The sequence below is a fragment of the Paenibacillus hebaui genome (genome assembly GCF_051934385.1).
Classification (GTDB): Bacteria; Bacillota; Bacilli; order Paenibacillales; family Paenibacillaceae; genus Paenibacillus.
Genome location: NZ_CP196836.1, coordinates 3,586,318 through 3,598,882, shown reverse-complemented (window position 1 = coordinate 3,598,882; position 12,565 = coordinate 3,586,318). Strand labels below are relative to the sequence as shown.

Sequence of the window (12,565 nt, the reverse complement as noted above, 5' to 3'; positions counted from 1 at the left end):
ATGTGCACTTGGTCTAACGATATACCGTTAACATTTGATTTTCATTCAGTACAAGCATTTCGGGTTTGCGGGTCATCTTGAGTATGACGGCCTGTTGCAGGGAACCTGTCATCAGCCATTCCAGCATGGGATGGGCTTCCTCCGCTTCGATGGAACCAATGCCTTTCTGCTGCATGCTTTGCCTTACCTGCTCAGATACGACCGAGCCGACGCTGCCCCAATATCCCCAGTTGACCACTTTGATCCGTCCAGGCCATTTCCTGTTCATCTGCGAGGCCAGGGCATCGGCATAACAGCAGGCGGCTACATAGTTGCCCTGACCTGGCAGTTTCATAAAGGAGTTCAGCGAAGAGAAAAACAAGACAAAATCGGGTTGCTTCTGAAGCCGACTCATTAATGCATTCACTTGTTCGCTAATTTGAACTTTAGCAGACAGCACATTGTTGAAAATCTCCTCATCCATACGTGCCAGACTTCTGTCAGACAACACTAGTGCAGAGTGGATTATTCCATTCACCTGTCCAAACCGCTTTATGACAGACTCATAAGCCTGTTCCAAACGACCGGGAATCGAAGCGTCTGCCTGGATATAAAGAGGCTCTGGCCCCATTTGGCTCAACTGTTCGATTTTACGGCGAATCTCGGTACTCATGGAGCTTCTTCCTAGCCAGATCACCTGGGCGTTGTAGGTCGCAATCATATAGCGTGTCCAGACTTCGCCGATTCCTCCGGCTCCGCCAATAACCAAATAGACCCCTCCCTGCCGATAAGCGGCTAGTGGAACGGAATCGTATTCTACAGGCACCAATTCCTGGCGATACCATTCCTGATCCCGCCACATATATGCGTTTCCGTGCGGGTCCGGTGTCATATCTGCAATAGCATCCATTGGGAGAATTTCGCCGCCATTCAGATCAATGACGCGAATGGCCCAATGGGCATATTCCTTAGCAAGTGAACCCGTCAACCCATGAATGGCTGCCTGGTCCGGGTCGATGGTATCATCGAAGGAGAGCGCTTGCGCATTCGTTGTAACGACCGTGAGGTGAAGACTTCTGGAACCGTATCCCAGGTGCAGAAGACTTTTGACAAACCTGAAAAAACGAGTAAGCTCGGGTACGAAGCTTTCCTTCTCTTCCCTGTTTGTTTCTGTCATGCGATTCTCGGACGGTTTAGGGCGACAAAGCCAGATCATATGATCGCAATCGCCTTCGGCCGCAAGCATATCCGCCATCTGTGCCACAGATGTCTGACTCGGAAAGGCAATCTGCCGAAAAGCATTCCCTGTCGGGAACTGGATGTTCATGTCGGCATTCACGCAGAGAATCAGAAGTTTTTCCGCCGAATACACCTCAGTGCCGGAAACGTCTTCACTTGATGATTGCTGCTCTAATGGAGCCCACACCGTGGTAAGAACGGCCAGTTTAGCATCATTTTCAGCTGTTGCCGCTGCTGCCGACATGGTCAGATCTTGTGTCCAGGGCTCCAGTGCATGCAGATGATTTAAATGATGCCCGAACGGATTAGTCAAGCCAGCTTCCTCTCCGGTCCAATCCTGCTGGGATTGGGGCGTGGTAGCCCACTTCCGTAACGCCAAACCTTCAAACTTCGCGCAAAGCAATCCATCATCACTATAGAGCGTGAGGTCATAACGAGGCATGGGATGCCCAGGACCACTGCCCGCGGAATAACGGACTTCTACCCACATCACAGAAGAACATGGTCTGTAAATCTCCGCTTGTTGCAGTGCATATGGCAGCCAGGGCTCAGGCGAAAGACCTTCTTCCTGGCTCAACTGGCTCAAATCCATAGCAAGTGCCAGACAGGCCTGAAAAGCCGAATCTAGCATGGATGGGTGGAGTCCGTATTCCTCCAGACTTTCTGTACCCGACAATGGCATGGCTAGTCGTGCCATAACGCTGTGCTGACCTGTATACAAATGTGAGATGCAGCGGTGAGTGCTTCCATAAACCAGACCTATTCGAGAAAAAAATTCATATCCTCTCTCAGGTGGAACGATCTTGTTGCCATGACGCTTATGCCAATCAGCAGGTTGGAATACAGGCGTGTCCCCTGTGGAGCGAATCAGGGAAACGAATCCTTGACTGCATAATACGGATGGAGCCTCCGCTTTCGTATTGCTTGTAATTTCAAATCGGTACCCCTGCTGGTGTCGCTCGGCCTGCAATTCAAGATGTACAGACAACGGCTGATCCTCTACAGATGCGGGATGCAACCATACCAGATCATGCAGACGAATATGATCGTTTCCGTTTTGCTCTCTGTTATGTTCTTCGGGCGGCAGGGAATGCCGTAGAGCTGCTGCTGTCATCTCCAGATGAGCCGCTCCGGGTAATATGCTCACCCCTCTTACTTGATGATCACGCAGGAATGATTCGTTTCCGGTAAAACGTGAGCTAAACCGCTGACTGCCCAAATAACTGGTGTTTTTATGCAGCAGCGGATGCAGCCATTCTGTCTGGTTTGGCACTAAGGCGTTCGCGGTTTCAAAGTCTTCATTCCCCGATGAGGAGGAGGATACACAAGGGATCATGTAGTGCTCTTCCGCAAAAGGGTATCCCGGCAGACTAATTCGCCGTGGTTTAACCGTTCCATACCACTGCTGCCAATCCAGCTTCATTCCCCGAACCCATTGCTCCAGAAGCCGAACCGTTTTTCGTTTGCGCATCCAGCTGGCTGCCAGTTCCTGCATATCGTCATCGTCTACAAGTCGATTGTCATTCCGTTCAATATCGATCTCTCCGGTGAATATCTGTTCATGTGCCGTTTCCCCGGTGAGATACGCCTGCAATTTGCCTAGCATCTCCATGAGGGTATACGCCGTGAAAGCGCATCTGCATTCCATCTCTTCTCTTCCGGTTTGCAGCGTGTAGGCGATCCTAGCGAGATGTAAGTCCGTATAAGCGTTGTCCTGAACGGCTTGTGCAAGCTGTCTCACCTTTATCCTGAGGCGATCTTCGGTTTTTGCGGATAGGACGATCATTACCGGTGTATTGGACTCCCCTACCGCCGCAGCTTTCTGGTCCATGTGGTTGCCCGTCCTGTATTCCTCAAGGATGACATGGGCATTCGCACCGCCTGCTCCGAATGAGGAGATGCCCGCAATCCGCGGATATTCGCGCATGCCTTCAGGTGTATCCAGTACGGGACGAATCCATGGGGTCATGTGCTGCTGAATGCGAAATGGGGTTTGACTGAACCGGATATTCGGGTTGCTGCTCTCTGCATGCAGTGAAGGCACCAGGCAGCCGTGGCGCATTTGCAGCAATATTTTGCTGACCCCGGCGATGCCGGCCGCACTCTCGGCATGGCCGATGTTCGACTTCACCGAGCCGATTGCACAAAATTGTCTATCCGCTGTATGTTTCTCAAATGCCCGGCGCAAGCCTTCGATTTCAATCGGGTCACCCAGTGCAGTACCGGTGCCATGGGCCTCAATATAACTGATGGTCCGGGCATCCACTCCAGATCGTGACATGGCTTCGCTGATCACCTTTGCCTGCTGGCCGGGATTGGGGACGGTGTACCCTTTTGTTCTACCCGCTGCATTAATCATGCTTCCTTTAAGGATGCCGTAAATGAAATCCCCGTCGGCCTCCGCCAGATGAAGCGGCTTGAGCAGTAATGCACCAACACCTTCTCCGTCCACAAAACCGTTAGCCCCCTCTCCAAAAGGACTACACTCGTTGCCCGGAGACAGCATGGTTTTTTCGGATAACCTGACATAATGAACCGGGTCAACAATCAGATTCACACCGCCTGCGATGGCTAGGTCGCAGGTGCCGTTGCGCAGACTTTCCATTGCCAGGTGAATGGCCGTCAAGGAGGAAGAACATGCCGTATCCACGGCCAGACTTGGCCCCGTGAAATTAAACGTGTAGGATACCCGATTGGCTATAGACCAAAAGGAAGCTCCCGTAGGATAGTTGCCATTCATTACGCCTGCGTATACACCAACTGTACCCGCATCGGCAAGAGCCTGAGGCGTATAGCCCGCATCTTCGATGGCAACATAGACCGTTTGCAGGAACTGCCGTTCCTGAGGGTCCATTTGTTCGGCCTCTTTAGGAGAGATATGGAAGAACAACGGGTCAAAGTGATAGATACCACGGATAAATCCTCCCCACCTGCTGTAAGACGTTCCTTTTTGTCCTTTCTCCGAATGATAGTGGGTTCTCCAATCCCAACGTTGTGAAGGTATTTCAGTAATGCAATTTTTGCCCTGCATCAGATTGTTCCAAAATTCTGCCATATCATCAGCCTGAGCGTAACGCCCGGCAAGCCCTATGATGGCTACTTCACTAGTTGCATCAGATGGTCGTTGCTGCTTGTAACTTTCAGTTAGGTGAGTAGCAGCTTCTGCCGAAAATTCACCAATATTCAGTTCAGGCTCTGTTATCGATTCCTGTTGTAACCCTTTCTGCCCTACAGGCTCCGGGTCATGTTGCATTTTCGTTAACCCAAGCATCGAGATCAGTTCAAATTTGCGCTTTTCCACAAAATGGTTGACCAGTGCGTCAAGGGTTGTATATTCAAAAAAGAGCACGCTGCTCACATGCTCCCCCATTTCCTTATTTAGCTGTTCGGTTAACTGAATGATGAGAATCGAATCCAGTCCATACATTTCCAGAGCTTCCGCGGGATCGATCTGCTGCGGCTCTACATCCAGAATGGCACCGATCATCTTTTGTAAATACATCATGCATGCTTGTTTTAATTCCCTCTCATCTACAGCAGGGCCTTTCGGGGTTAACGCGTTTAACGCTGGTTCTAGGTCTTGAGCTGTAATCGTCTCTTGTGGCTGTAGAGGCTCTTCCCTTCCAGCTGTGGGCAGCATCTGAGCCGCTGATGAAAAGGTGTGTTTCTGCCGAACCATTCCGTCACTCGCTGCTCTTATAATTTGCTGGCCCAGTCCTTCGGCGGTGGATGCCGGAAATTCTACGTCAAAGTAGCCCTCCAGTTCCAGTGCCGCTTTCCACTGATCCGGATGCAGCAGCGGAGTGCCGGGAATACGCACCTGTTCGTCTTCGAACAGCCACCACCCGGTCAGCAAGCCAAACGTGACGTGGTTAAACAGGGAATCCTCAATAATTTCGTTGATTAGCAGTTTACCGTTCAAGGTCAACAACGCTTTGGCATTGCGCAAAGTATGGCGGATCTGACGTGTGGCGTGCAGTACATTGGTAGCCACGACCAGGTCATATCGTCCCGCTTCAATTCCCTGAGAATGCAAGGGCTCTTCAATATTGAGCAGGCTGTACGTCAGGTAGGGGTAATACGGACCATATTGTTTCCTTGCATGTTGTAGAAAAGATTTGGAGACGTCTGTGTAACAGTATTCCTGAATAAGTTCACGGTAGGGCTCGAACTTTTGAAACAGCATGGAGCTTGTTCCTCCAGTTCCGGCGCCGATTTCAAGAATGCGGATCTTGCGATTGCCATGCCCGGAGAACTCCCGGATCAGTTCCACGGCCTCATCTGCAAGCAGTCCATTGAAATAATCTGCAATTGCATTTTGCTTGTATATTCCCTCCACTCTTGACATGGAGCCACCCGGAAACATGATCTCTGTTGCGGACTGTTTGCCTGTAACAATGTCGGGCAGCGCACGGATCATCACGTCAGCGAGCTCCACCCTTGCTCTCATTTCTGGCTGTGTAATCCAGCGCTCCTTGTGCTCCTCCCAATCAGACCAAATGTTGCTTCGTTCGAATTCACCGAGTTCAGGATTACGCTGAAGAATGCGAAGTGTGTGGTCCATCCAGCGTTGGTATGCAGGAAGCAGCCCCGGATAAGAAGTGCAGTGCGAAGCTCCTGCCATCGTTCTAACATCTCCAAGCTGTTCCATCTGAACAATCAACACATGCATCAGCATCTGGTTTAATGAATTCCACAGCTTGTGCTGTAAGGATAACCGCTCGTTATCTTGCATGATTTCGCCCTCCTGTTGGATTACACGCTTCATGCCTAATGATATACTGTCATGAATTCCTGCTCGCTGATCGCGTATGGCTTTGCCTCACCAATGATTTTGACCAGTCCCAGTTGAGGAAGTGAACTGGCCAGAAGCAGTTCAAGCGCAGCCATCGCTTCGGGAGGCTCAATCGAGCCAATGCCCTGTTTGGTCATCCGCTCACGATAAGCTGGAGAAGCCACCGTTCCGGTGCTCCCCCAATACCCCCAATTAATGGTTTTAACAGGATAATGAAGCCGACGATGAAGCCACTGGGCGAATGAGTCCTTGAATGTACACCCGGCCGTATAATTGCTTTGCCCGGCAGGTGTGGCAAACGCATTGATGGAGGAGAAAAACAGCATAAAATCAAGCGGTTCCTTCTCAAAGACCTCAAGCATTCCCGCGCATACGTTGACTTTTGCATATAATCCTTCATTGAATTGTGGCAAGTCCATTTTCATTACACTGCTGTCTCTCAGTGCGATGGCAGCATGAATAACCCCATGAATTGTTCCATGGCGTTGTTTGATTAACCTGTAAGCCTCATGCAAGGCCTCAGGACTGCCTGCATCTGCTGATATATATTCTGGAGCCGGACCAGTTAGAGCAAGCCTTTCCTGTTCTTTTGCAATATCGGGGTTGAGCGGTGTTCGTCCGATCCAAATGATCTGAGCGTTGTAGCGACTAATCATATACTCGCTCCATACTTTACCCAATCCGCCAGCACCGCCTATAACGACATATACGCCGCAGCGTCGATAAGCCGATTGCTGGATGGAAGGCAGCTTGACAGGCAGCAATTCGCAGCGATGCCACTGTTTGGCCCGATAGACAGTCAGATTGCTCCAAGTGTTCTCAGGCACAATGGGCATGTCGCTGAGCGATGGCAGACTTCGATCTGCAAAATCCAGATCGACTACTCGGAACGTCCAGTTTTTGTATTCTTTGGCCAAAGAACCGAGGAAGCCATGTATGCTTGCATGGAGCGGATGCACTTTATCCTGCGCATGAATGGCAATGGCACTAAAAGTAACTACGGTCCATTGGAGAGGGATTCTGTCATACCCTAGCTGCAATAGACTTTTGACCAAACTGAATACAATAATCACGCCTTCCTCCTGGCTCTGAGTGATCGCGCTGGCATCCTTCCCTTCTGCGCTGCCCAAGCCCGAGACCCACACCAGATGGTCAAACTGTCCACAATTTTCCAGTTCTTGGGCCGTTTGCTCCACAGTTTCGCCAGGCTTCATCAATATCAGCGAAGCTCCCGGATATTGCTGTCTAACCTCATCAAGGTATCCACTCATCTCTACTGTCTCTGCAACAATGAGGGCCGTTCGGAGGCTCGCGCAAGAAATCCTGCTATCTTTCTCCGATGGAAGCACACTCCACACAGGAGCCAGCAACGCTGTACCAGGTGGAAAATCTTCGTGCAAATCTCTGGTGATCGTTACCCGCTCTGCATCCTGCATCACGTGCTCCTGCCTCTTCTCTCCCGGCATGCTGCGGCACATGTAATTCCGAATCCGGACACAGACGTTTCCCTCAGCATCCATTAGATCCATGTCCAGCTTCGCCACGTTCCCTCCCATTGAACCACCATCACCGAAACGCACATGCACCCACATCTCCGCTGTACACGGAAACAAGCAATCCAACTCTTCCATATAAAAAGGAAGCTTCGTTCCCTTCTCTTGATCCTGAAGGGTGGCGTTATCGTCAAGCAATAACATTGCCGTCTGCAAGGCCCCATCCATCATGCTAGGATGCAGCGCATAATCGCCCAATGTATGCTCTATATGGGAAGGGATGTTCAGATGTGCCAGAGCCTGACCCGAACCGATGTACATTCGCTCAATCGCCTGATGACCTGGTCCATATTCCAGCCCTTGTTCTCGCAAGCGGCCATAGATGGTCTCATGATCCAATAAACTCTTCTCTCGCATTGCTGCAATCAGAGACAAAATATCGAGACGATCAACAGGGTCCAACGATTTCAAGGCGACACGTCCTGTTCCGCAGCTCAGACGATCTAGGGGTTCATTGCCTTCCGCACTGATTTCATATCGCAGGATTCCTCGTTCCGCGTCTTCGTAATGTAGTCGAACAGATACCTCAATCGGATGTTCATCTACGAAAATCGGACTCGTCCAGGCTGCATTTTTAATCTGGAACGCTGCAAAGGAGGAAGAGGGCGCTTGGTTTACACTGTGCAAAGCCATGCGGCCCATCTCCAGATATGCCACACCTGGAAGTACCCGTTGCCCTCGAACCCGATGATCGTTGAGAAAAAATTCATGCCCTGTAAAGTCCGAACAGAATCTTATGTCCTGATTAGCCGAAAGGTTGCGGTGAAGCATTGGATGAAGCCGATCATGATCTTTTTTGCTTTCCGTTTCTTGAAAGGAATCCTTCGCTTTTCTACCAAAGTTGGCAGACCAACGGAATGTTTTTCTTTGAAATGCATAACGTGGCAACCGTACTTTCTGATAAGGCTCCTCTTCCGCAAGCTGACGCATATCGAGCTCCATGCCGGACAGCCATAACCGCAGTACATTTTCGTGAAATGGTAATTCCAAGGTCACTTCCTCTGCTTCTTGTCCGGCCTGCTTCATCCAGTCTGTGGCTTTTTCTGAATGAGGTAGAGGTATCTTGCGATCCTTTTCATTTTTAATACCGGGTTGAAGGAAGTCATGTAGAAATTGGACTGCGTTGTGCATTCCACCTGTCCGCTGTTGATGCTGACGAATGAGTGTGTACGCGCGTTCTGGCAGCATGAGTCCGGAATTCTGGTTTAACTGCGCTGTGATCCGTGAAAGTTCATGATGTTTCCCTGTCTCGTTAAACAACATCTCGATAATGTCTCTCCGAGTAATAACCTGATCCGCCAGAAGATCAAGCAGTTCCTGTACAGCCGGAATGTCTGACTCTTCCGAAACCTGAAGCTGCCACTTTCGTTTCACCCTGCGCAGTGCATCCATGACTGCAATGCATAACACAGCCGACGTGGAACGGAAAGATTCGCTTGTACTGCTGCTGTCAGACGTTGGTTGCAACGGCCATGGCATGGTAGTTCCCGTGCTCTCCTGCCATTCGTCATTCCATTCATTTATGTAGTTCCTGAACGTATACTGATGGGTGTATAAACGATGCGCACGATCCATCAATTCGTCTCGGAACCCGTCGTAAGCCTGTTCCTCCACGATCCTTACAGATTGAATCAAATCATGTACATAGGAATCATCAAAAGCAAAGGGCATGATTGGGGATGAGCTTCCCTCTTGCATGACAGGCCATATGGGGCTGCACAGTCTCACGTCTTCGGCACGCTTCTGCTTGAGCAGAACGGAGATCATATCTTCAACAGAAATGTGACCTCCAATGACCCATGCAATCAGCATGCCAATTCCTGTTCCCTGAATCCAGCGAGGGGCAAAACCCAGTTGAATCAAGGAAGCAGCATGAACATATCCGGCTATAAAACAATACAGCTCTCGCCGATCTTCATGCCACGTATCCTGATAGTACCCTGCCATCAAGTCTTCCCATTCTTCCCTCATGCCGTTTGCTTTTAATGCTGCCTCGATTTGCTTTTCCACCTTTCCTAGTAATAACTGAGATGTGTGTCCAGAGCATTTTAATTGGGTGTATCCTTCCCATATGGGACTTTGAATGTTCAGATACCCTGCGGATGCTCCAATTTGCGGGCTGCCGTAACAGTCGGAATTCAGCAATTTTCTGAGCTCTTCCTGGGTATGAGCCCATCCGCCAAACCGGTATTTGAAATGCTCTCTGCCTTTAAGCAACGACAGGCTGATGGCTCGTAGTGTGTCTTCCGTTTTAGAATGCCTGTCGAACCACTGCTGCCAATCTGCGACATGCTCCTGTAAGCTCGCTTCCGACTTGGCAGACAGCAGAAATAATCGGGATGGCTCTCTGGATTCCTGCTGAAAGGATACCTTGGAGGGAACAGATGGTTTGGGAGCAGGTTCGTAGTGTTCGACCACAATGTGGGCGTTTACACCTCCAAAACCGAATGAACTGATCCCTGCGCGTAAAGGCTGTCCCTGCTCCCGACTGTGCCAAGTCTCTTGTTTTCGTACAACCTCCAGCGGGGTGCGCGAAAAAGGAATCATCGGATTCAGCGTCTTAACATGAAGAGAGGCCGGAATCTTCCGATGTTTCAACATCATCATCACTTTAACAAGACCAGCTATGCCCGCTGCACTCTCCAGATGACCGATGTTCGTTTTAACCGATCCGATCTTACAGAATGACCGATCCGGGGTATGGTGCCGAAATGCCTGAGTTAACGCCTCGACCTCAATTGGGTCCCCCAGCGAGGTGCCAGTCCCGTGTGCTTCAATATAGGTAATGGTGCGAGGATCGATATCTGCAGCCCTCCACGCAGCCAAAATGACATCACGTTGCGCCTCCATGCGAGGTGCCGTAATGGACAAACTTTTTCCCGTGTGGTTGACAGCCGAGCCTTTAATGATGCCATAAACCGTATTCCCTTGCTCAAGGGCTTCCTCCAATCGCTGCAGGAGCAAAACAGCAACTCCGTCCCCAGGGACGTATCCGTCCGCGCTCTGGTCAAATGTTTTGCACTGCCCTGTTGGGCTTAACATTCTCGATTGGGAAAAAGAAACATATTTGAGCGGGTCGAGATTCAAATTCACGGCAGAAGCCAAGGCATAATCACATTCTCCCAGAATCAGGGCACGTCTCGCCTCGTGAATAGCCACGAGTGAGGAAGCGCAGGCCGCATTAATCGGCAGGCTCATGCCACTCAAATTAAACGCGTAGGATATTCGGTTCGCAAGCAAGCTCTCATAATTGCCAAGACAGGCATAGCTGTCTGCCTGTGAGGCTTCCATTTGCTGCAAATAACCCGCTGTCATCACGCCGGTATAGACAGCTGTCACCTTCTGCTGAAGCTCCGAAATAGAAATGCCCGAATCTTCGATGCAATGCCATGTATCTTCGAGGAGCAGTCGCTGCTGTGGGTCCATGCTCGCAGCCTCGCGCGGGGAAATGTTAAAAAAGCTGTGGTCAAAATCATATGCTCCTTCCACCACCCCGCACCATTTGCTTGAGGTTTTGCCTGCGTCATTAAAATTTGGCGAATAAAACTGCTCCAAGTCCCAGCGTTCCGGGGGAATCTCGGAGATAGAATTGCGGCCTTGAATCAGGTTTTCCCAAAACGAATCATATCCGTCGGCTCCCGGGAAACGGCAGGCCATACCCACAACGGCAATTTCCGTCCTTTTGCTTCCCATCTGAATGTCTCCTCTCCTTCTGTATCGGCATACTGACCTTTTATCAAGGCTTCATAAGTCCCGCAAAGCGCAGCATGTGTGAGAATGACGGCGGTTTGTCACTGTATCCCGACGTAGTCAGCATTTGTTCCTTCAGCAGATTGGGACACTTGCCGATTCGACGAAAAGCAGCATTGCGAAGCGTCACAAAGGCGCGGTTCTTCACAAACCAGCAATAGGTATGAGCTGTGCTGTTGCGCTGGATGAGACGCACATACTTTCTTCTTTTTTTCTCATACACGCGAAGCTGACTTTCCGAGCAGTCATCGGTAATGAGCGCTTCTTCCAACGTATTGGACAGTTCAACAGCACCCTGAATCGCCAGATTCATTCCCTGTCCCAGTGCCGGACTTAGAGCATGGCATGCATCTCCCAGCAGAACGGCGCCGTTAATCGCCCATTTTTCGGTATGCAGATAATAGGCAGGAATGGACTGAACCTGTTTGAAATCCTCGATCTGCGATATTTCTTGCTGCAAGTGCGGACAGAGGGACAGCAGCATGCCGCGCAAGGATTCGATACCGTCCTCCCGGATGCGCTGCCATATATCCTTTCGCAAAGCTAGGTAGATCCGCAGCCTATGGCCCGGCAAAGGAAAGACTCCGCAGCTTACACCTTCACCGAAGAAAAAGCTGGCTTCTTCCCTCGTTTGTGTGACATCGTGAAAAGTAAAAGCGAACATTTTTGCCATCTTTTCCTCATAGGGATAAAGGTGATATTTAAGCCCCAGCTGATCACGAATTTTGGACTTGATGCCGTCCGACCCGACAAGGATTTTGCTGCCGATGCGTACCGTTTTGCCCGCAGAATCCGCTTCGATTCCACTCACATAATGATTGGTGAACAACAGTTTGCCTGCGTTCATGCCGGGGTAGAAACGTACGTTGGGCATTTCCTCAATGGCATTAAACAGGCTTTGATGAATATGGTGATGGTCCCCGTTCAGCGCATAACGCACAGGCATGTCCATTTCCTCGTAGCTACCCGTAAAACAGTTGACACCCCCAAGCGTGCCATAGTTTACCCGTGCTACATGAGCACAGTGTTTGGTTACTTCAGGAAGAACGCCAAGCTTGTCCAGCAGATCGATCGTTACCGGCTGAAGAAAATCTCCTTTTGGAATGTTGGGAAATTGTTTTGAGCGTTCAATCAACACCACCTGTCGACCTTTTCTGCCCATGGCAAGTGCCAGCGCCACGCCTGCAATGCCCGCCCCCACGATAAGCACTTCACTTTCAATATCCATTCGATTCCTCCTTATTGGCTT

Annotated in this window: 3 protein-coding genes; all 3 read right to left on the bottom strand. The window is 50.3% G+C overall.

The genetic code is table 11. The annotated features are described in order from the left end of the window. Positions 1 to 13: 13 nt before the first annotated feature. Genes ACR32F_RS15810 through ACR32F_RS15800 form a run of 3 tightly spaced genes read right to left on the bottom strand, consistent with a single transcriptional unit; the run spans position 14 to position 12,544 of the window. The gene (locus ACR32F_RS15810) at positions 14 to 5,953 is read right to left on the bottom strand and encodes an SDR family NAD(P)-dependent oxidoreductase (protein WP_440119622.1); all 5,940 of its coding nucleotides are present in this window, start codon (positions 5,951 to 5,953) and stop codon (positions 14 to 16) included. A 35-nt stretch (positions 5,954 to 5,988) separates the two neighbouring features. Further along, positions 5,989 to 11,259 carry an SDR family NAD(P)-dependent oxidoreductase gene (locus ACR32F_RS15805; protein ID WP_440119621.1) on the bottom strand — a complete coding sequence of 1,757 codons (5,271 nt, stop codon included), beginning with the start codon at positions 11,257 to 11,259 and terminating at the stop codon, positions 5,989 to 5,991. 43 nt (positions 11,260 to 11,302) lie between these two features. Continuing rightward, complete coding sequence (locus ACR32F_RS15800) at positions 11,303 to 12,544, bottom strand: FAD-dependent oxidoreductase (protein ID WP_440119620.1); 1,242 nt, start codon at positions 12,542 to 12,544, stop codon at positions 11,303 to 11,305. Positions 12,545 to 12,565: the final 21 nt, after the last annotated feature.

Bases quoted from the DNA above. Each gene is read 5' to 3' on its own strand.
- ACR32F_RS15810 (WP_440119622.1), bottom strand. From the start codon at position 5,953: ATGCAAGATAACGAGCGGTTATCCTTACAGCACAAGCTGTGGAATTCA.
- ACR32F_RS15805 (WP_440119621.1), bottom strand. From the start codon at position 11,259: ATGGGAAGCAAAAGGACGGAAATTGCCGTTGTGGGTATGGCCTGCCGT.
- ACR32F_RS15800 (WP_440119620.1), bottom strand. From the start codon at position 12,544: ATGGATATTGAAAGTGAAGTGCTTATCGTGGGGGCGGGCATTGCAGGC.